Origin of the sequence: Lutibacter profundi (genome assembly GCF_001543325.1) — a bacterium.
Classification (GTDB): Bacteria; Bacteroidota; Bacteroidia; order Flavobacteriales; family Flavobacteriaceae; genus Lutibacter; species Lutibacter profundi.
This window is the reverse complement of record NZ_CP013355.1, coordinates 1,697,637-1,720,211: the sequence shown is the minus strand read 5'-3', so window position 1 is coordinate 1,720,211 and position 22,575 is coordinate 1,697,637. Positions and strand designations below refer to the sequence as shown.

At 29.8% G+C, this 22,575-nt stretch carries 16 protein-coding genes and 1 pseudogene; 12 read left to right on the top strand and 5 right to left on the bottom strand.

Annotated elements, in window-relative coordinates:
• Positions 1 to 100 precede the first annotated feature (100 nt).
• From Lupro_RS07660 to Lupro_RS07645, 4 genes are all read left to right on the top strand, one after another.
• Positions 101 to 2,902: a TonB-dependent receptor gene (locus tag Lupro_RS07660; RefSeq protein WP_179945740.1), complete on the top strand. Its 2,802-nt coding sequence runs from the start codon at positions 101 to 103 to the stop codon at positions 2,900 to 2,902.
• 168 nt (positions 2,903 to 3,070) lie between these two features.
• Positions 3,071 to 4,579, top strand: coding sequence for a F0F1 ATP synthase subunit beta (gene atpD / locus Lupro_RS07655; RefSeq protein WP_068208222.1), 1,509 nt, complete (start codon positions 3,071 to 3,073; stop codon positions 4,577 to 4,579).
• 21 nt (positions 4,580 to 4,600) lie between these two features.
• Positions 4,601 to 4,879 carry a F0F1 ATP synthase subunit delta/epsilon gene (locus tag Lupro_RS07650; RefSeq protein ID WP_068208219.1) on the top strand — a complete coding sequence of 93 codons (279 nt, stop codon included), beginning with the start codon at positions 4,601 to 4,603 and terminating at the stop codon, positions 4,877 to 4,879.
• 150 nt (positions 4,880 to 5,029) lie between these two features.
• Positions 5,030 to 7,555 carry a S9 family peptidase gene (locus tag Lupro_RS07645; protein WP_068208217.1) on the top strand — a complete coding sequence of 842 codons (2,526 nt, stop codon included), beginning with the start codon at positions 5,030 to 5,032 and terminating at the stop codon, positions 7,553 to 7,555.
• Between the two features lie 151 nt (positions 7,556 to 7,706).
• On the opposite strand, the gene rseP is transcribed toward Lupro_RS07645, so the two are convergent.
• Positions 7,707 to 9,020: an RIP metalloprotease RseP gene (gene rseP, locus Lupro_RS07640; RefSeq protein WP_068208214.1), complete on the bottom strand. Its 1,314-nt coding sequence runs from the start codon at positions 9,018 to 9,020 to the stop codon at positions 7,707 to 7,709.
• 156 nt (positions 9,021 to 9,176) lie between these two features.
• Here rseP and Lupro_RS07635 point away from each other — a divergent pair, with 156 nt between their 5' ends.
• The 4 genes from Lupro_RS07635 to Lupro_RS07620 all read left to right on the top strand — a co-directional run bounded on the left by Lupro_RS07635 (position 9,177) and on the right by Lupro_RS07620 (position 13,204).
• Positions 9,177 to 9,854: an SCO family protein gene (locus Lupro_RS07635; RefSeq protein WP_068208211.1), complete on the top strand. Its 678-nt coding sequence runs from the start codon at positions 9,177 to 9,179 to the stop codon at positions 9,852 to 9,854.
• Between the two features lie 70 nt (positions 9,855 to 9,924).
• Positions 9,925 to 10,155 carry a FeoA family protein gene (locus tag Lupro_RS07630; protein ID WP_068208208.1) on the top strand — a complete coding sequence of 77 codons (231 nt, stop codon included), beginning with the start codon at positions 9,925 to 9,927 and terminating at the stop codon, positions 10,153 to 10,155.
• Positions 10,155 to 12,263 (top strand): ferrous iron transport protein B, encoded by a 2,109-nt coding sequence (gene feoB / locus Lupro_RS07625; protein ID WP_068208205.1) that lies wholly within the window; start codon positions 10,155 to 10,157, stop codon positions 12,261 to 12,263. The genes Lupro_RS07630 and feoB overlap by 1 nt, the downstream gene beginning before the upstream one ends.
• A gap of 224 nt (positions 12,264 to 12,487) precedes the next feature.
• Entirely contained in the window at positions 12,488 to 13,204 is a 717-nt protein-coding gene (locus Lupro_RS07620; protein WP_068208203.1) for a VIT1/CCC1 transporter family protein, read from the top strand.
• 276 nt (positions 13,205 to 13,480) lie between these two features.
• Here Lupro_RS07620 and Lupro_RS07615 read toward each other — a convergent pair whose 3' ends face one another.
• Complete coding sequence (locus Lupro_RS07615; RefSeq protein ID WP_068208200.1) at positions 13,481 to 14,173, bottom strand: hypothetical protein; 693 nt, start codon at positions 14,171 to 14,173, stop codon at positions 13,481 to 13,483.
• A 68-nt stretch (positions 14,174 to 14,241) separates the two neighbouring features.
• Positions 14,242 to 14,552 (bottom strand): annotated as a pseudogene (locus tag Lupro_RS13700) (hypothetical protein); the annotation flags it as partial.
• Between the two features lie 581 nt (positions 14,553 to 15,133).
• Here Lupro_RS13700 and Lupro_RS07605 point away from each other — a divergent pair.
• Complete coding sequence (locus Lupro_RS07605; protein WP_068208194.1) at positions 15,134 to 16,075, top strand: ketopantoate reductase family protein; 942 nt, start codon at positions 15,134 to 15,136, stop codon at positions 16,073 to 16,075.
• Positions 16,076 to 16,092: 17 nt separating this feature from the next.
• Here Lupro_RS07605 and Lupro_RS07600 read toward each other — a convergent pair whose 3' ends face one another.
• Together Lupro_RS07600 and Lupro_RS07595 are read right to left on the bottom strand one after the other, a co-directional pair.
• Positions 16,093 to 17,001 carry a DMT family transporter gene (locus Lupro_RS07600; protein ID WP_068208190.1) on the bottom strand — a complete coding sequence of 303 codons (909 nt, stop codon included), beginning with the start codon at positions 16,999 to 17,001 and terminating at the stop codon, positions 16,093 to 16,095.
• An 87-nt stretch (positions 17,002 to 17,088) separates the two neighbouring features.
• On the bottom strand, positions 17,089 to 17,859 hold the full coding sequence (locus tag Lupro_RS07595; protein WP_068208187.1) for a patatin-like phospholipase family protein: 771 nt from the start codon (positions 17,857 to 17,859) through the stop codon (positions 17,089 to 17,091).
• 128 nt (positions 17,860 to 17,987) lie between these two features.
• Between Lupro_RS07595 and Lupro_RS07590 the strand changes: the two genes are divergently transcribed.
• The 3 genes from Lupro_RS07590 (at position 17,988) to Lupro_RS07580 (ending at position 22,365) form a co-directional block, all read left to right on the top strand.
• The gene (locus tag Lupro_RS07590; RefSeq protein WP_068208183.1) at positions 17,988 to 20,942 is read left to right on the top strand and encodes a leucine--tRNA ligase; all 2,955 of its coding nucleotides are present in this window, start codon (positions 17,988 to 17,990) and stop codon (positions 20,940 to 20,942) included.
• A gap of 126 nt (positions 20,943 to 21,068) precedes the next feature.
• Positions 21,069 to 21,824 (top strand): PepSY domain-containing protein, encoded by a 756-nt coding sequence (locus tag Lupro_RS07585; RefSeq protein WP_068208180.1) that lies wholly within the window; start codon positions 21,069 to 21,071, stop codon positions 21,822 to 21,824.
• A 49-nt stretch (positions 21,825 to 21,873) separates the two neighbouring features.
• The gene (locus Lupro_RS07580; protein ID WP_068208177.1) at positions 21,874 to 22,365 is read left to right on the top strand and encodes a hypothetical protein; all 492 of its coding nucleotides are present in this window, start codon (positions 21,874 to 21,876) and stop codon (positions 22,363 to 22,365) included.
• Positions 22,366 to 22,575: the final 210 nt, after the last annotated feature.

Genomic DNA, 22,575 nt, shown 5'->3' with positions numbered 1-22,575 from the left:
GTATAAATGTATTATACGCTTTTTTTTATGTCATTATTTAATTGGAATTGGAAAAAATTTGTATTTTGCGGTTATGTTAATCAATACTATATAGGATATTATGAAAAAATTATTAAGTGTTATTTTTGTGTTTTTAGTAGGATCGGTAATGGTGGCTCAAACCACAATTTCTGGTACTGTTAAAGAAGCAAAAACTGAGCAACCAATACCGGGAGCAAATATAAAAGTAGTAGGGAAATCTATTGGGACTACAACCGATTTTGATGGAAACTTTTCATTAACGGTAAATCAAAATCCTCCTTTTACGATAGCAGTATCTCTTATGGGGTTTTCGACAACAAAAGTTGAAATCACTCAAAATAACCAAAAAGTTATTGTTTCACTTGAAGAAGCCGCAACAGCATTAAACGAAGTTATTGTATCAGCTTCGAGAACACCAGAACGTATTTTAGAATCACCTGTTTCTATTGAACATATGGATGTTAGAGCTATCAGAAATACATCTTCACCAAGCTTTTACGATGGTTTAGAAAATTTAAAAGGAGTTGATGTAAATACAAATAGTTTAACTTTTAAATCTATAAATACAAGGGGATTTGCAACTTTTGCAAATACACGTTTTATGCAATTAGTTGACGGGATGGATAATTCATCTCCGGCATTAAACTTTAATTTAGGAAATTTATTAGGAATGTCTGAGTTAGATATAAACTCTATAGAATTACTACCAGGGGCTTCTTCTGCTTTATACGGAGCAAATGCATTCAATGGTATTTTATTTATGACGAGTAAAAACCCATTTGATTCAGAAGGGATTAGTACTTACATAAAAACAGGACTTACATCACAAAAAGCTGCAGGAGATAATAATTTTACAGATGTTGGAATTAGAATGGCACATAAATTTAGTGATAAATTTGCAGCAAAAGCATCATTCTCATTTCTTAGAGGTACTGATTGGTACGCGACGGATTATAAAGATTATGCAAATCCTGGAGCAACAAGAGATGATCCAAATTATGATGGGTTAAATATTTATGGAGATGAAGTTTCTACATCGTTAAACTTTGAAGAAATAGCACTTGCTAATGGTGTTCCTGCATTTATAGCTTCAACTATGGGGGCTACAACTGTTTCAAGAACAGGTTATAAAGAGGTAGATTTAATGGATTATGTAGCTCAAAGTGCTAAAGTTGATGTTTCTTTAAACTATAGACCGTTTGATAATAATGTTGAAATAAGCTACAATGCCAAATTTGGACAAGGAAGTACTATTTATCAAGGAGCAAACAGATATTCTATCAAAAATTTCTTCATGCAACAACACAAGTTGGAAGTTAAAGGGGATAACTTCTTTGTTAGAGGATATATTACCGATGAGGATGCAGGAGATTCTTATGATAGCCGTTTTGCAGCAATTAATTTAAATAGAAAGTGGAAATCAGACAGGCAATGGTTTACAGAATATGCTGGAGCTTATGTTCAAACCTATGTTGGAACAATTTTAGCAGGAGGAACACCAGATCCTAATGCAATTCACCAACAAGCAAGAGCATTTGCTCAAACAGGAGCTTTGGTTCCTGGAACACCAGCTTTTAGCAATGCTTTAGATCAGGTTACTTCTGATCCTAATTTGGCTACAGGAGCTAAGTTTCAAGATAGAACAAAAATCTATCACGGAGATGCAAATTATAATTTTAGAGATATTATTGATTTTGCAGATGTTCAAGTAGGTGGGTCATGGAGACAATATTCACTTAACTCTAGTGGTACTATTTTTACAGATTACGATGGGCCAATTAATTACAATGAGTATGGTGCTTATATGCAAGTACAAAAGAAATTTGTTGACGATAGACTTAAATTTACAGGTTCTATACGTTATGATAAGGCCAAAAATTTTGATGGAAACTATTCACCAAGGCTTTCCGTTTCTTATTCTTTAGGAGAAGGGAAAACACGTAATTTAAGAGCTTCTATTCAAACAGGTTTTAGAAATCCAACAACACAAGACCAATATATTGGTTTAGATGCAGGTAGAGCTATTTTAATTGGTTCCGCACCAGATAACTTAGATAGATATACAAGCGCACCACAAGCAGTTAGTGGAACAGGTCAATTCTTAGGTTTTCCAGCGTCAGTTCAATTATCAGGAAGAGCCGCTTATGAAAATGCATTTTCTTTATCTTCTGTATTAGCAGGAGCACCTGAAAAAGCCAATTTTGATTTTGTACAACCTGAAAGGGTAACAGCTTTTGAAGTTGGGTATAGAGCTGGTTTTGGGAAATTGGCATTAGACATGAGTGCTTATTACAATCAATATCAAGATTTTATTGGAAATAAAACAGTTTTAGTACCTTATTATGGACAGGCAGATTTCTCTGACATACATCCAGTTGTTCAATTACCAAACGCTTTAATAGCTTTAGGAAATGGAGATTATAAACCATTTCAAATTTACACAAATTCAGCTGCAGATATAGCATCTTATGGAGCAACTTTTGGTTTAACAACTAAGGTGTTTGGTAATTATAGTTTTGGAATAAACTATACTTATGCAAAACTTGATTTTGACCAAACTACAGATCCTGATTACGAAGCTGGATTTAATACACCAGAAAATAAAGTGAAAGTATCTTTTGGAAGTTCAAATGTTACCGAAAATCTTGGATTTATGGTTAATTTAAGATGGAGTGATGAATACTTATGGCAATCATCATTTGTAGATACTATGGTTGATGCTAGAACAGTAGTTGATGCACAAGTTAGTTATTCAGTTCCTTCTTTTAAATCTACATTTAAAATAGGAGGTGCTAATATTGGAGGGAAAGAATATATTAGCGCACCAGGTGTTGGAAGTATTGGTTCACAATATTATTTGTCTTGGACAATTAATCCATAATAAATAATAAATAATATAATTAAGAAACGTTCTAAATTTTTAGAGCGTTTCTTTTTTTAAAAAAGGCATAAAAATTTTTAAAAATAAAATCAAAAAACTATCTTTGCCCCTTTAAAATTAAGATTAGGCTAAAAAGGTTAAATATCTAAAAAATAAATAGTTAAAGTAATGGCAAAAGTTACAGGTAAAGTTGCACAAATTATAGGTCCAGTTATTGATGTTGAATTTGAATCAGAGAATGAACTCCCAAAATTGTATGATTCATTAGAAATTACAAGAGAGGATGGTTCTTTATTAGTATTAGAAGTACAATCTCATATTGGAGAAGACACTGTTAGAACAATATCAATGGATTCAACAGACGGATTGAGCAGAGGAACCGAAGTGGTTTCTAAAGGTACCGCAATTCAAATGCCTGTTGGAAATGATATTTACGGCCGTTTATTTAATGTAATTGGAGACGCTATTGATGGATTAGGAAATTTACCTAAAGATGGTAAAAATGGATTACCTATTCATAGGCAGCCTCCAAAATTTGAAGATTTATCTACTTCTACAGAAGTTTTATATACTGGAATTAAAGTAATTGACTTAATTGAACCTTATGCAAAAGGTGGTAAAATTGGGTTATTTGGTGGTGCCGGTGTAGGTAAAACAGTATTATTAATGGAATTGATTAATAATATAGCAAAGGGTCATGGTGGTTTATCTGTATTTGCAGGTGTTGGAGAAAGAACACGAGAAGGGAATGACCTTTTAAGAGAAATGTTAGAATCTGGTATTATAAAATATGGTGATGATTTTATGCATTCAATGGAAGAAGGAGGATGGGATTTATCAAAAGTTGATAAAGCTGGAATGAGAGAATCTAAAGCAACCTTTGTTTTTGGACAAATGAATGAGCCTCCTGGAGCTCGTGCTCGAGTTGCGTTATCAGGATTAACAATTGCTGAGTATTTTCGTGATGGTGCTGGAGAGGGACAAGGGAAAGATGTATTATTTTTTGTTGATAATATTTTCCGTTTCACACAAGCAGGTTCAGAAGTATCTGCATTATTAGGACGTATGCCATCTGCAGTAGGTTATCAACCAACTCTTGCAACTGAGATGGGAGCCATGCAAGAACGTATCACTTCAACAAAAAATGGTTCAATTACATCTGTGCAAGCAGTTTATGTACCTGCAGATGATTTAACAGATCCTGCGCCAGCAACAACATTTGCACATTTAGATGCAACAACTGTATTATCTCGTAAAATTGCAGAACTAGGTATTTACCCTGCGGTAGACCCACTAGATTCTACTTCAAGAATTTTAACGGCTGATATATTAGGAGATGAACACTATAATTGTGCACAACGCGTTAAGGAACTATTACAACACTATAAAGAATTACAAGATATTATTGCTATTCTAGGAATGGAAGAATTATCTGAAGAAGATAAAATAGCAGTTCATAGAGCGCGTAGAGTACAACGGTTTTTATCACAACCTTTCCATGTTGCAGAGCAATTTACAGGAATACCTGGTGTGTTAGTTGACATTAAAGATACCATTAAAGGGTTTAACATGATTTTAGATGGTGAGTTAGATAAATATCCAGAAGCTGCATTTAATCTTAGAGGATCAATTCAAGATGCAATTGATGCAGGAGAAAAAATGTTAGCAGAAGTTTAGTATAATATACAATATTAAAAGATGATTTTAGAAATAGTAACACCTGAAGCGACCTTGCTACATACTGATGTTGAATTGGTATCAGTTCCAGGTATTAATGGTGAATTTCAAATGTTAAATAACCATGCTCCAATTGTATCCTTACTTGTTGAGGGTGCTATAAAATTTAAAGGGAACAATATTAAAATAGAAGAAGAATTTGAAGATAAATTTACAAATGATAAAGATGAATTTACGCTACAAATAAAAAGTGGTACTATTGAAATGAAAGAAAATAAAGTAATTGTACTTGCAGATTAATTTTAATAGATAATATTTATTGAAACCTCGTTTTTACGAGGTTTTTTTTTGTTCAACTGTTAAAATAATAATAAAGTATTATAATACGGTTTGTTATGTAAATAGATTTAATGAAATTTATAGTTAAATCTTTTAACAACTACCATAATTATGAGAAAAATAATACTTTTACTCTTGCTAATCATAAGTTCAACATCTGTTTTTTCGCAACGCTATGTAAATGAGCAATTATCTAAAGAAATACCAGTTCCAAATTATAGATTAGCAGCAAAATATTCACCTGAAAATTTAGCAAAATTAGTACATTCAACCACAGTTAAACCACATTGGTTAAAAAATAGTAACCGTTTTTGGTATCAATATAAAACTACCGAAGGTTCAAATTATTATTTAGTAGATGCTGATAAAAAAGTTAAAACTTTACTTTTTAATAATGAAAAAATGGCAAAATGGTTAACTGAAATAACAAAAGACCCATACGATGCCAAACATTTACCAAAATTTAAATTTGAGTTTGTTAAGAATGAAACAGCCATACGTTTTAGAATAACGGCTACTGAAGAAGTTGAGGTTGTTGAAGAAAGTGAAGAAGAAGTAAAAATAGATTCAACAGAAACAGTAAAAAAAGTAAATAAAAAACCTAAAATGGAGAAGAAAGTGTATCACTTTGAATACAGATTAGGAGATAATAAATTAACAGTAATTGACAATAAGAAAGAAGAAAAGAATATTAAAAAATGGGCAAATATTGCACCAGATAGTTCAATAGTATTGTATTCTAAAAATTACAATTTATATTGGATGAATAAAGAAAATTTTTTAAAAGCGGTGAAAGATGAGAAAGACACAACAATTATAGAACATCAATGGACTAAAGACGGTGTAGAGAATTTTGGTTATGGAGGAGAGTCAAGAGGAGAAAATAATGAAACAAAGGAAGAAAAAAAAGATGATAGAAAAACAATTTGGGGAATTTGGTCACGTGATTCTAAAAAATTTGTTTTTCAAAAAAGAGATCTAAGAAATATTAAAGATTTGTGGGTAATAAATTCTGTTTCTAAGAAAAGACCAACACTTGAGACGTATAAATATCATATGCCAGGAGAACAAGAATATTATAAAAACGAATTACAGGTTTTTGATATTCCTTCCAAAGGTGTTGTAAAAGTTAAATTAGATACAATTAAACAACAAAGTATTTCTGTATATAGAGCACCTATAAAGAAGGCTAATCTAGATAATAAATTTAAACCTGCATTGTTGCTTTCTAAAAAAAATAAAATCTATTTCAATACCATTAGTAGAGATCGTAAAAAATTAGATATTTGTGTTGCAGATATCAATACAGGTGACGTTACAATTTTAATAAAAGAACGTTTTAACACTTATATTGAGTCAAAAAATTTAGTGTTATTTAATAATGAACAAGAAATGTTGCATTGGTCTGAGCGTGATGGTTGGGCACATTTTTACTTATATGACACTAAAGGGAATTTTAAAAAACAAATTACTCAAGGTTCTTACCATGTTGATGACTTTATTAATATTGACGAAAAAGAACGTATTTTGTATTTTACAGCTAATGGAGTTAATAAAAGTCAGGATCCTTATTATGCTCACTTGTATCGTATTAATTTAAATGGAACGGGTTTACGAAGTATAAATGTAGGCGATTATAATACAAGCATTAGCATGTCTGATTCTAATAAATACTTTGTAAGTAGTTATTCAAGAGTTAACACAATACCAAAATCTGAATTAAGAGATAACAAAGGAAATGTTGTAATGCATTTAGAAACAGCCGATTTATCTCAATTGTTTACAACAGGTTACAAGTTTCCAGAACCATTTAAAATGAAAGCAGATGATGGAATTACCGATATTTATGGTGTGATGTATAAGCCGTATGATTTTGATGCTACAAAAGTGTATCCTTTAATTGAATATGTGTATCCAGGACCACAAACTGAAGCTGTAGCTAAATCATTTTCAATAAGAATGAATAGAACAGATCGCTTGGCACAAATTGGTTTTGTTGTTGTAACGCTTGGAAATCGTGGTGGGCACCCAAATCGTTCCAAATGGTATCATAATTATGGGTATGGAAATTTAAGAGACTATGGGTTGGCTGATAAAAAATATGTTGCAGAACAATTAGCTGATAAGTTTCCATTTATAGATATTAACAAAGTTGGGATATTTGGACATTCAGGAGGAGGGTTTATGTCAACAGCAGCAATGCTAGTTTATCCTGATTTTTTTAAAGTTGCAGTTTCTTCATCTGGAAATCATGATAATACCATATACAATAGCTGGTGGAGTGAAACACATCATGGTGTAAAAGAAGAAATGGATGAAGAAGGTGAAATTTCTTATAAATACAAGATAGATGTTAATCAAGAATTAGCGAATAACTTAAAAGGACACTTGTTGCTTGTTACAGGTGATGTTGATAATAACGTGCATCCAGGCTCAACGATTAGAATGGCAGATGCTTTAATAAAAGCAAACAAACGTTTTGATTTTATGTTAATGCCAGGGCAACGCCATGGTTATGGAAAAATGACTGAATATTTTTTTTGGTTAAAAGCAGATTACTTTAGTAAATACTTGTTGAGAGTGGAGGCTGTAAACATTGACATGTTAGAAATGAGCAGGGATAAACCAAAAGGATAAGACAAAATAAAGAGGCTGTCTAAAAAGTGTCATTCTGAATGTAAATGAAGAATCTTCTTGAAATTAAATACTTATATATCAAGATGTTGAGATTTTTCACTTTGTTCAAAATGACAAGTATAATTGCTTTTCAGACAGCCTCTTTCAATTTTTATGAAAATAGTTTTACAACATCATTTCCATTTGCTAAAATAAGTAACGCTATTAAAAGTATAAACCCAGCAATTTGGGCATATTCTAAAAACTTATCGTTTGGTTTTCTACCGGTAATTATTTCGTATAAAGTAAACATTACATGCCCACCATCTAATGCTGGTATTGGTAGTAAATTCATAAATCCAAGCATTATAGATAAAAATGCTGTAATACTCCAAAATGCTTGCCAACTCCAAGTAGCAGGGAAAATGCTTCCAATAGCAATAAAACCACCAATACTTGTTGCTCCTTTTTTAGTAAATACGTACTTAAATTGTGTAATATAATCTTTTAAAGTCCAAATAGCAATTGAGTTTCCTTTTGGGATACTCTCTAAAAATGAATAATTTTTGTGTTGAACATGAACAACACTAGCTCTATTTGGAGCAACTCCAATTTTTTTATCTTTCCCAGCCCTAAGAGAGATATTTTTAGTTACACCATCTCTTTCTAATGTAATATTAATTTCATTTTCTGAATTCACAATTATTTTAGTAAAGTCGTTCCAATAAAAAACAGGTGTATTATTTACAGCTAAGATTTTATCATTTTTCAAAAGCCCTGCTTTTTCGGCTGGAGAATTCACAATAACAGTATCAATAACAGGAGGTATTCTTACTTCAAATGGTTGCATAATACCCTTTTCCCACATAATTTCCCCAATATTTTCAGGAATACTTATTGTTTCTTTTGTTCCATCTGTATGTAAAACTTCCAACGAAGTAATTCCTCTTAAAAATAAATGTTTATTTACATCTGTAACATTAGAAGGTTCAACACCGTTAAATTTAGTAATCTTATCACCATCTTTAAATCCATATTGTTTGAATGATTCATGAACAGTAAACCCTTCTTTTACATCATTTGGTTTTATAAAATCAACACCCCAAACAAAGGTAATCATAATATAAATTAAGATTCCTAAGATAAAATTCACAATAACACCTCCTAACATGATAATTAATCTCTGCCAGGCTGGCTTTGATCTAAATTCCCAAGGCTTAGCAGGCTGTTTCATTTGTTCAGTGTCCATACTTTCATCAATCATTCCCGAAATTTTCACATAACCTCCCAAAGGAATCCATCCAATACCATATTCAGTTTCTCCAATTTTCTTTTTAAAAAGAGAAAATTTATAATCAAAAAATAAATAAAATTTTTCTACACGTGTTTTAAATAATTTTGCAGGAATAAAATGCCCTAATTCGTGCAATACTATCAAAAAAGATAAACTTAAAATAAACTGTGATGCCTTTATAACTATCTCCATATATACTTTCAAAAATAAAATCGCACAAATGTACGGTTTTAAATACAGTTTTAAAACTGAAAATACTGTAACTAATAGTTTTAACAAAGTTTTAAAAAAGATAGATAGCTATGATTGCGAATTGTACTAAATTTGTATTTTAAATTTAGACAAAAAATGAATTCAAGTTTTTTCAAAAAATCAATTCCAGTGTTGGTTATCATGGCCTTCTTGTCAGTTGTTATGATTTATTTAATTTATTCTTTATTAACACCCGAAAAAAAATTACCTATTTATAACCCTGCTGATGTTAACCCGAAATTAGTTGATGAAAGTATGATTCATATTCGTAGAAATCATAAAGTAGCCAATTTTAAGTTGATAAATCAAAACGGAGATACCATTACACAAGAAGATTATAAGGATAAAATTTATGTAGCAGATTTCTTTTTTACACGTTGTCAAACAATTTGCCCTATTATGACAAATAATATTGGAAAATTACAAGAAGTTTTTAAAAATGATAATGATATTAAGTTTTTATCACTTTCAGTAACACCTGAAATGGATAGTATTCCAATTTTGAGAGAGTATGCAAACAGAAAAGGAGTTATAGATGCTAAATGGAATATTACTACAGGTGATAAAAAACATATTTATGAGCTGGCACGTAAAAGTTATTTTGCCGTTTTAGATGAAGGAGATGGAGGAGTACAAGATTTTATTCATACTGAAAATTTTATTTTGGTTGATAAAAAAAAGCAAATACGTGGATTTTATGATGGTACAGACTCCAAAGATATGCAACGTTTAATAGCCGACATTAAAATATTAAAAAACGAATTTAAAGATTAATGATAATTATCATTGTTTAGAATGATTCTAATTTAGTATATTTGCCTATTATTTATAATTAGTCTTAATAATGATTGGAACTATTGCAGATTTAGAGGTTGGAGATACAGGCGTTATTGAAAAGCTCTGCTTAGAAAATATTCCATTAAAATTATTAGAAATGGGTTGTTTACCAGGGAAAGAGGTGAAATTAATTCAAAAAGCCCCCATGAAAGACCCTTTATATATTAAAGTTAATGGTAGCTATTTGGCTATAAGAAAAGAAACTGCAGAAAAAATAACAGTTGTATTAGCAAAATAATGAGTAATGACGAGGTTATAAAAGTTGCTTTAATAGGAAATCCAAACACAGGTAAAACATCATTATTTAACCAACTTACGGGTTTAAAGCAGAAAGTAGGAAACTACCCAGGGATTACCGTTGAAAAAAAGCAGGGTATATGTAAGTTAGATAGTAGTATTAAAGCTGAAATTACCGATTTGCCAGGAACATACAGTATCAATCCTACCTCTATGGATGAAACCATTGTACTTGATACTTTATTAAATGAAAGCGGAGATAGTTTTCCTGACGTAGTTGTAGTAATAATCGATATTGAAAACATAAAAAGAAACCTTCTTCTATTCACTCAAATAAAAGATTTACAAATACCTGCAATTTTGGTTATCAATATGATTGACCAAATGAAACGCAAAGGTATTAGTATTGACGTACAACAATTAGAGGAAAAACTTCATACTAAAATTGTTTTAACAAGTGCTAGAAAAAAAATAGGTATTGAGCAATTAAAGTTAGCAATATTAAATTATAAAAAACTTGATAATAAGCCTATAGGTCAAATATCAAAGAGAATTGATAAAGAGTATTTCAGTAATTTAAAAGACGCCTTTAAAGAATTTTCAACGTACAAATCATGGTTATTAATTACTCAGAATATTGAATTTCATTTCCTAAATAAGGAACAAAAAAAAATAGTTCTAAAATTTAGAGAAGATTTAGATTGTATAAAGCGCTATCAACACAAAGAAACAATTTTAAGATATCAAATTATTAATGATATATTGAAAGAAAATTTTAAGGTTGATAAATCTAAAGCAACTGATTTAAGAGGAGTATTAGATAGAGTATTAACGCATAAATTTTTTGGATATATTATTTTTGCTTTAATACTATTATTTATTTTTCAAGGTATTTTTGATTGGGCTAGCTATCCAATGGATTTTATTGATAGAACATTTGCAAATTTAAGTTTGTGGGTGAAATCGGTTCTCCCAGCAGGAGTTTTTACGAGTTTAATTGCTGAAGGTGTTATTCCGGGTATTGGAGGAGTGGTTATATTTATTCCTCAAATTGCTATTTTATTTACATTTATTTCTGTATTGGAGGAAACAGGATATATGAGTCGGGTTGTTTTTTTAATGGATAAAATAATGCGAAGATTTGGAATGAGTGGTAAAAGTGTTATACCGCTTATATCAGGTACAGCCTGTGCTATACCTGCAATAATGGCTTCAAGAAATATTAGCAACTGGAAAGAAAGATTAATTACCATTTTAGTAATTCCATTTACAACATGTTCGGCACGTTTACCAGTATATGCAATATTAATTTCATTAATAATTCCCAATAAGCGAGTATTTGGTTTTTTAAATTTACAAGGTTTAACTATGATGGCTTTGTATTTGTTGGGGTTTACAGCTGCAATTTTGTCGGCAATTTTGTTGCATAATGTATTAAAAATTAAAAGTAAAAGTTTTTTTGTGATTGAAATGCCAAATTTTAAAATACCATCATTAAAAAATATTTTTTATGAAGTTGTTGAAAAAACAAAAGCTTTTGTTTTTGGAGCAGGGAAAATTATTTTGGCAATTTCAATTATATTATGGTTTTTAGCTTCTAATGGTCCTTCATCGTTTAAAAAGGCAGAGGAAATGGTATCAGCTCAAATAGAAAATTCTAACCTATCTAAAGTGGCCCTTCAAAAAAAAGTAGCCTCCTATAAATTAGAACACTCTTATATTGGATATATGGGTAAGTCAATTGAACCTATTATTAAACCAATGGGGTACGATTGGAAAATAGGAATAGCATTAATTAGCTCATTTGCAGCACGTGAAGTTTTTGTAGGTGCTTTGGCTACAATTTATAATGTTGAAAGTGATGAAAATGTTGGGACAATTAAAGAGCGTATGGCTGCTGAGATAAATCCAGAAACAGGTGAAAAGCGATTTAATTTTCCAACAGGAATTTCTTTATTGTTGTTTTATGCATTTGCTATGCAATGTATAAGTACTTTAGCAATAGTAAAAAGAGAAACTAACAGTTGGAAATGGCCAGTTTTGCAGTTAGTAGGTATGGGTGTATTGGCTTATGTTACATCAACTATAGCTTTTAATATTTTAAATTAATGCAAGAAATTTTAGTATATATAGCCTTAGGAGTTGCAATTGTATTTTTGGTTAAAAAATATTTTTTCAAATCAAAAAAGAAAGGGAAATGTGATACAGATTGTAAGTGTTAATATAACTTAAACCTACATCTAAAGTCATAATAATAAACTTCCCATAAAACCAAGAGTTGCAATATCAATCTATTTATCATATTTTACGTGTAATTTGAATAAACAGAATAGATGGTAGAAAAAACAGACGAATTAGACAATTATTTAGATAATCATTACATACATCGAAGTAATTGGTTAAGAGCTGCTGTCCTTGGAGCTAATGATGGAATTTTATCAACGGCAAGTATTGCAATTGGAGTTGCTGCTGCGAGCGATATGCGAGAACCTGTTATTTTGGCAACATTAGCTGGGCTAGTTGCTGGTGCTTTATCAATGGCAGCTGGAGAATATGTTTCTGTAAGTTCACAAACTGATATGGAAAAAGCTGACATTGAACGTGAAAAACAAGAACTAGATGAAATGCCCGAAATTGAATTACAAAGACTAGCAGAAATTTATGAAAAAAGAGGCCTGAAAAAAGAAACGGCCTTAACAGTAGCTAAAGAGCTAACAGATCACGATGCGTTAGGAACACATATTAGAGACGAATTAGGAATTAATGAGATTAGCCAAGCTAAACCTATGCAAGCTGCATTTGCTTCTGGTGCAGCCTTTACAGTAGGAGGGTTACTTCCGTTTTTAGTTACATTATTTCTTCCTTTGAAAAGTATGGAATATTCTCTATACGGTTTTGCACTATTTTTTCTAATAATATTAGGAGCATTTGCAGCTAGAGCTGGTGGTTCGAGTATTTGGAAAGCAATAACCCGAATTACTTTCTGGGGAACTGTGGCAATGGGGTTGACAGCTTTAGTTGGTTATTTCTTCAATGTAAATGTTGGATAAAAAATTATGGTCAACAACAGGTATAATCAATTGTTGATTTTGTGTTTATTTGAAAAACCTAAGGCCTTTCCTTTGGTTCTATTTTTAATATAACTAAATTTAAGTGAATACAAAGTAAAGGTTGTTTTGCCTTTGATAGGCAATTTGAAAAACCTAATCGCATATTTAAATACTTTTGCTTAATCTTTTTTTCTTATAAGCATTAAGTGTGTTGTAAAAAAAAGGGCTGTCAAATTATTTTTCAACAGCCTATTTTTCTATTATGTATTTGAAATTTTAATTAAATATGCCTTGTGTAGCATTGTCTAATTTGTCAGCAACAATGTCAAAAATTGTGCTATTTGTACTCTCATTAATAAGTATAACTCCTTCAACCTGTATTGCATCATCTAACATTGCCCCTGAAATAGTTGAGAACCAAATAGCAGGGCTAAAATTAATTTCTGCAATAGCAGTAGAACCTTCAGTAAATGTGTGAGCTTCCGCATCTACTTCAAATACTTCACCTGAATTAAATTCAAACCTAACAGGTATTTCTGTTCCTGAATCATTGATGTAAATTCCTTCGGCAATTACCGATGGAGCGTCAACTTCGTCATAAATTTCAATTCCTAAATTAACATCAGTATATTCACCAAAAGGAATTGTTACTTCAACAGAAGGGCTTGCAACACCAGTTGCCAAATTAATTGTAGAAATCTGCTCATGCGTAATGGATTCAGATACTGTACCACTACCAGATACTCTTTCGCCATCAAATACAATTTCTCTAATTATTACAGAACCTGAATTAAACACAAGAGTATTAACCGCTATTGATTTAGCGGTGGGTGTAATTGTTGTATTCATTTTTAAAGATACTCTCATGGTTGTATCATTAGCACCATCATCTTTATCACAACTATTAAACAATAATGCAGTAAATACTAGTAAAGATGTAATTTTAAATAATAGATTTGTTTTCTTCATTTTATGACTTTTAATTAATAATTGAATTTCTATTTGTTTTCAGTCTTTGGTTGTTTCAGTCTAATGATTCAACTAGATAAATTAAGCAAATATAAATAAAAGAATCCGTTGTATAACTTTATAAAATTGATTTTTAAATTGTTTATATTTCTATCAAAAACAAACCTATTATTGTATTGAATAATTGTTAATGATGTTAATTTAAATAGTATTCTAGTTTTAAAACCTTGAAAATATTTAGCGTAATTTTCTTTAATCATAAAGAGATTGGAAGTTGAGAAAATAAGGTTCCTAATCGCTTCCTTGACTTCCTATAAATATAAGGCTAAGGTTGATTATAATTTTGTTGATTTTTTAGCATTGAAACCTCTAGTTTTACCTATTTACGTCCTTAAAACATACCTAATTGATATTCAGCACTTAGGTGTTATTTAGGTATGATAATAGGACAGGTTTCACAAAGTTAAAGAGGTGTAGTTTGGATCAGCACTAAAAGTTGTGGAGTAATTTAAAAACTAAACTAAAATTATTATGACTTAGAAAGAAACAACAACTATGGAGCAAAAAATTAAATTTATTTGTGGATGTAGAATAGGAAAATATACCATTACAGGATTATGTATGAATTTTAAAATCTCAATATTAACAGCTTATAAGTTAATAAATAGGTTCGATAAAACTAGGTTTTGAAGGTTTAAAGAATCCGTCAAGAACTCCCAAAACATCCAAATGCACTACAGGTTAATTATAAATGTATTTACATTTTTCGAATTTGATAATCCAATACAGTATATAGTTTTTAAATAATTTTCTTCAGTTTGAGATAGCATAATATTTAAATTTAGCCAAAAAAAATATTCATATTAATTTAATCCAAAATATGAATCAAAATAATCAAATTAAGTAATATTTTTTTGACTCAAATCATAAAATGCTATTTTTGGATATAAAAACAAAAGAATGAATATAGTAATTTATGGAACTGGTGGAGTTGGCGGATATTTTGGAGCTAGATTAGTTCAGGCAGGAAATGACGTTACATTTATAGCTAGAGGAGAACATTTAAGTGTAATTAAAAAAAAAGGACTACAACTTAAAAGTTATAAAGGAGATTTTTTAGTGTATCCAGCTAAAGCTACTTCAGCTATTTCAGAAGTCAAAAACATTGATTTAATTTTAATATGTGTTAAAACTTGGCAATTGAACGAGGCTGTAAATGAAATTGAAAATGTTTTAGCTAAAAATACAATGATAATTTCATTACTAAACGGTATTGATAATGTAGCGGTTATATCAAAAAAAATTGACAAAAAACATATCTTAGGAGGGTTGTGCAAAATAGTTAGTAAAATTGAGGATTACGGAATTGTCAATCATATTTCTTATGAACCAACTATTGTATTTGGAGAGCTAAATAATATAAAATCTAAAAGAGCATTACAATTAGAACAAACATTTAAAAGAGCAGGAATCACCACCAAATTAACAATGGATATTCAAAAAGAAATATGGACTAAATTTTTATTTATTTCAACAATTAGCGCCATTGGAGCCCTAACAAGAGCTTCAATTGGAGAAATGATTTGTTTACCTGAAATAAAAGATTTAATGTATAAAACGGCTGAGGAAATTGTAACTATTGCCAAGGCTAAAAAAATTAATTTACCAGATGATATTATAAAAAAACAATTTAAATTAATTGAAAATCAACCTTATAATACAACTTCATCCTTGCAACGAGATATGATGGAAGGAAAGCCTTCTGAATTGGAAGCACAAAACGGAAAAATTGTAAAAATGGGAAATGAATTAGGAATTTCAACTCCTGTTAATAATTTTATTTATTATTGTTTACTTCCGCAGGAAAATAAAGCAAGGGTATTAAATAAAATAGGCTGTTAATAACAACAATTTAAAAGTTATATTTTATTCACCTTTTTACTAATTAAAGAAACACCAATTATTACCATAAAACAGCTTAATATTTTAATTAAATTAATATCTCTGGCATATTCATTATAACCTAAAATATAAGCATAAAAGCTAACCATAAGAAAACTAATTACAGGTTGTAAATAAATATAACTTCCATTAACCGAAGGAGATACTTTTGTTAGTGCATAAATATTTAGTAAATAGGTTAAAAAAGTTGTACCAATAACAACAAAAGCAACAGTTAAATATGTATTTAATGTAAAAGCATAAAAATTGGTTTTAATTACATCGGGTAAACCAAAAGGAAGCATAAATAAAAAGCCAAATAAAAACACCCAACTTATTACGGTTAAAGGCTTATATTTTTTCATAAGTGGTTTTATCAATACCAAATACAATGCATAAGACATAGCGTTTAGAAAAATATAGATATTGCCTAAAATAGAACTTGTTCCTCCAGATTTACTTCCGTAAGCAATTAGTAAAACAGCTCCAATGCCACCAATAATAATACCCGCTATTTTATATGAAGTTAATTTTTCCTTTAAAATAAATACACCAAAAATTAGTACCATAACAGGTACGGCAGTTATTATAATAGAAGCGTCAATAGGTGATGTTAAATTTAAACCGTGAAAAAAAAGTAACTGATTAATAGCTACGCCAAGCAAACCGCTAATTGCTAATAACTTGAAATCTTTTTTATGTATTTTCTCTTTAATAAATGACTTTATAATCCAGAATAATAGCCCTGCACCTAATATTCTTAAAAAAATAAAAGCTGAAGGGCCAATTTTGTTTGGCATTATGCCTTTTGCAACAATATGATTTATTCCATAAATAATATTGGCACCCAATAAAGCCAAATGTGCTTTATAATTTTTTTTGTTCAAGTTTTAGGTTTTAAAAAAGCCGAAATTACAAATTATGTAGAAATTAATTAATTGTATTTTACCTTTTGGTAATACTAAAAAAATAACTTAAGCTAAAGATTTGACAATTTCATAAATTTCACGGTTAGCATGCTCATAACCAAACTGAAAAGCTTTATGTATAGCTTTTGAATCTAATACGCCAACTTTATTTATATCAGTAGGTGAAAACACATAATTACATTGACTAAATTTTTTAAAATTATTGACATCTAAACCAATATGAAAAACCCGATATAAAAGTTTTAATGAAGAATTAATTTCAGACTTTTCTACAGTGGAAATAGGATTTACAAAACTTCCAATAATGTATTTAAACTTATTTTGTAAGGGTTCAATGGGGAAATTATTTAATATACCTCCGTCAGAATATAAATTACCATTTATTTCAATAGGTGAAAATACAGGAGGTAATGCCGAAGAGGCAATTAAAGGTTTTATAAGTTCTCCCTTATTAAAATAATCTAAATTACCACTAAGTAAATTAGTTGCAGTTACTGTTAAAGGGTATTTTAAGCTCTCAAAAGAGTCTTCAGGAAAGAATTTTTTAAAAAACAAGGTATATTTGTCACTATCCATAATTCCTGGTTTATTAAGAGCGTAGAGCGATAATTTTAACAATGGAGTTTGAACAAAAAAATCAATCATTTCACTTGGATTATATCCAGCAGCATATAAAGCAGCTACTAATGCACCACCACTTGTTCCTGATACTTCAATGGGAATAATATTGTTTTCAAGTAATACCTTTATAAGTCCAATGTGAGCAATTGCCCTTACTCCACCACCTGAAAGTACCAAACCAATTTCTTTGGCCATTGCTTGTTAAGTATTAAATGATTCACGTCTAAGTTACAAAATATAATTACTTTAAATACAAGCTAAATAGACTTTATAGTTTTCTATTTAAAATGTAACTTTGCGCTTTTAAAAACGAATAACAAGGTATGGAATACAATTTTAGAGATATAGAAACAAATTGGCAACAATATTGGGCAGATAACCAAACGTTTAAAGCTGAAAACAATTCAAATAAGCCAAAATTTTATGTGTTAGATATGTTTCCATACCCATCAGGAGCGGGTTTACATGTTGGTCATCCGTTAGGTTACATAGCCTCAGATATTTATGCGCGTTATAAACGTCATAAAGGGTTTAATGTGCTACATCCGCAAGGTTATGATTCATTTGGATTGCCCGCCGAGCAATACGCTATTCAAACAGGACAACATCCATCCATTACAACAGAAGCCAATATTAAAACGTATAGAAGGCAACTAGATAAAATTGGATTTTCATTTGACTGGTCTCGAGAAATACGTACATCAGACCCTAATTATTACAAATGGACACAATGGATTTTTAAGTTATTATTTAATTCTTGGTACAATAAAACTAGCGATAAAGCTGAAGACATTGAAAGCTTAGTTACTATTTTTTCTTCTGAAGGAAATAAAAATATAAATGCAGCTAGCGATGATGATATTGAAATTTTCACAAAAGAAGATTGGAATAATTATTCTGAACAAGAACAACAGCAAATTTTATTAAAATATAGATTAACTTATTTGTCTGAAACTGAAGTTAATTGGTGTCCAGCTTTAGGAACAGTTTTAGCCAATGATGAAATTGTAAATGGAGTCTCAGAAAGAGGAGGTCATACTGTTGTTAGAAAAAAAATGAAGCAATGGAGTATGAGAATTACGGCGTATGCACAACGTTTGTTAGATGGTTTAAAGAAAATAGATTGGCCACAGCCATTAAAGGACTCTCAAACTAATTGGATTGGACGCTCTGAAGGAGCTATGGTTACTTTTAAAGTTGATGGACATGAGGAAAGTATTGATGTTTTTACAACACGGCCTGACACAATTTTTGGTGTAAGTTTTATGACATTGGCTCCTGAGCATGAATTGGTTTCTAAAATAACAACAGAAAACCAAAAAGAAAAGGTTGAAGCTTATATTAAGGCTACAGCAAAGAGAAGTGAACTGGAGCGTATGGCAGATGTAAAAACAATATCAGGAGTTTTTACAGGAGCATATGCAAAACATCCATTTACAGGAGAAAAATTACAAATTTGGATTGGAGATTTTGTGTTGGCAGGTTATGGAACCGGAGCTGTAATGTCTGTTCCCTGTGGAGATCAACGAGATTACAATTTTGCAAAACATTTTAATATACCAATACCAAATATTTTTGAAAATGTTGATATTTCTATAGAAGCAAATACAGATAAAGAGAATTCAATAATTACAAATTCAGATTTTTTAAATGGATTGCCCTATAAAAAAGCGATGAAACGTATTATTTATGAAATTGAACAACGTGGCTTAGGTTTTGGAAAAATAAATTACCGTTTAAGAGATGCTGTTTTTAGTCGTCAACGTTATTGGGGAGAACCTTTTCCTGTGTATTACAAAAATGGATTACCTCAAATGATTGCTACACAATATTTACCAATTGTTTTACCTGAAGTAGAAAAATACTTACCTACTGAAGATGGAAAACCACCACTTGGAAATGCAACTGTTTGGGCTTGGGATACTTCAAAAAATAAAGTGGTAGAGAATAGTAAAATTGATAATACAACCATTTTTCCATTAGAATTAAATACGATGCCGGGTTGGGCAGGAAGTTCATCTTATTTTAATAGATACATGGATGCTAATAACCCTAAGGAATTTGTAAGTAAAGAAGCCGTAAATTATTGGCAAGATGTTGATTTGTATATAGGAGGAAGTGAACATGCAACAGGTCATTTATTATACTCTCGTTTTTGGCAAAAATTCTTATTTGATAAAGGAATATTACCTGTTGATGAATATGCTAAAAAACTGATTAACCAAGGAATGATAACAGGAACCAGTGCTTTTGTTTATCGATGGGAGTTTGGAGATGGAAATAGGTCAGAAATGGCTAAAAAAACCATTTTTGTTAGTAAAAACTTAATGGATAACATAATTAAAGAAAGAAAAATTATTGAGAAAGAAGGTGAAAATGTAAAAGTAGATCCATCAGATTTATTAAAGCAAACTAAAATTTTAGAAGCTAAAAATAACAGTAAATGGTCTAATTTTACACCTATCCATGTAGATGTTTCCCTTGTAAATGCATCTGATGAATTGGATATTGATGCTTTTAAAAAATGGAGACCTGAATTTAGCAATGCTGAATTTATTTTAGAAGATGATAAATATATTGTTGGTCGTGAGATTGAAAAAATGTCGAAATCAAAATACAATGTTGTAAATCCAGATCAAATTTGTGAGGAATATGGAGCAGATAGTTTGCGTTTATTTGAAATGTTTTTAGGGCCTTTAGAGCAGTCTAAACCTTGGAAAACATCGGGTATTTCAGGGGTGTATAGCTTCTTAAAAAAATTATGGAAGTTATATTTTAAAAATGAAGAATTTATTGTTTCAAATGAACCGCCAACAAAGGAAGAACTAAAAACCTTACACAAAACCATAAAAAAAGTAGAAGAAGATATTGTAAATTTTTCATTCAATACATCTGTTTCTACATTTATGATTGCTGTTAATGAATTGACTGCTTTAAAATGTAACAAAAGAGCTATTTTAGAGCCTTTAGCTATAATTATTGAACCTTATGCACCTCATATTGCTGAAGAATTATGGAAAAATTTAGGTTATGAAGAATCAATTTCGGCGGTAGATTTCCCAATATTTAACCCAGAATATTTGATAGAAAGCACTAAAGAATATCCAATTTCATTTAATGGAAAAATGAGATTTAAGTTAGAGTTTCCTATGGATATGGATAGGGATGCAATTGAAAAAGCAGTAATGGCTCATGAAAAAACACAAGCACAATTACAAGGGCGTATTCCAAAAAAAGTAATTGTTGTTCCTGGTAAAATTGTAAATATTGTTGGGTAAAATAATTAAGATTTTAAGTTTTTATTTTTCGAAATTCTAAAAATACAAAATGCTTGAATGTTTGTTATTAACTATGTATATTGTGTTTTTTTATAGTAATTACTAACTAAATTTAAGAGATAAATTATGAAATTAAAAAAAAACATTAATTATAATACTCGAAAAATTCATCGTTATTTAGGAGTAATAATTGGCATTCAATTTTTATTTTGGACACTTGGAGGTATCTATTTTAGTTGGAATAATATGGATGATGTTCATGGTGAAACATTGATGAAACAAGAAAAAAAACATGTTAAACATGTTGATTTTTCTCAAATTCAAAAAGGAATTGATTCTTTAAAAATTGACTCCATTCATTCTATTCATTTAATTGAAGTTTTAGGAAAACCATTAACACAGTTTAAATATTACAATAAAAACCATTTAAAAACACAATTAATAACTGAAACAGGAAAACTACACTCCCCATTTTCTGCTCAAGAATGTCTTGAAATAGCTGAACAACAGTTAAAAGAGCCAATTCCAATTATTAAAGCTGAATATTTAACCCAAAATGATGTTGGAAAACATCACGAATATAGAAAAAAACCACTTCCGGTGTACGCTTTTACTATTGATCACCCTACTAAAACAACTATTTATGTTTCGCCAGAATTAGGAGAAATTACAAGTGTTAGAAATAATAATTGGAGGCGATTTGATTTTTTGTGGATGCTTCATACGATGGATTACTCAGCAAGAGATGAAATTACCAATTGGGCTCTTCGAATTCTTTCAATTTTTGGGATATTAACCATATTTTCAGGGTTTTTCCTATTTTATTTAACATCTCCATCAGTAAAAAAAATGAAAAAAAAAGCAAGTAGTAAAAATTCTTAATTAAAATTTATATATGGTATATTTATTGCTTACTGTATTGTAGCCAATTATGAGAAGTGTAAAAGCCATTTGTATAATACTACTAATTTTTCCATTAACCTTATTTGGGCAATCGGATACAAAAATTATTAAAATACCTGATTTTCTTGTAGGAAATTATTTTTCAAAAAAAGATTCAATCTTGAGAACTTGTTTTTGCTTTGATAAAGTAGGTGAGCAAATTTCACCATTAAAAATTGATAAAAACATCAAGGAAATTAACTATTGTAAAATTTTACAACAGAAAAATAGCGATGGAAAAAGCGACTGGAAATATGACCTATTTATAAAAAATAACGACTATGAAATTTTTGCAGAATATATAAATATTGATACTATTAACTGGTTAATGAAAAAATACAAGAACAATATTTTTGTGTCTGAAAAGAATGTGAAAGTAACGAATAAAGTAATTGGTGTTAACTCAACATATTTGAGAAGTTCTTCTAACGATGATTTTATTTTAAAAGTTTATAAAATTATGAAGACTACAATTGAGTAATTAATACAATATTTTTTAACTGAAATTGTTAAATTTAGTAAAAGAGAGGTTTCTTAAATTTTAAAATTATGATATTTATAAAACAAAAAATTACAATAATAAAATCATAATTTTGGTTGAGATTAACCAAAGCTTAACACCTATATTTACATTAAACTTGAGCATAAAATGAGTATAATTAAATTTAATTACTTTCTGTTAATCAATAAA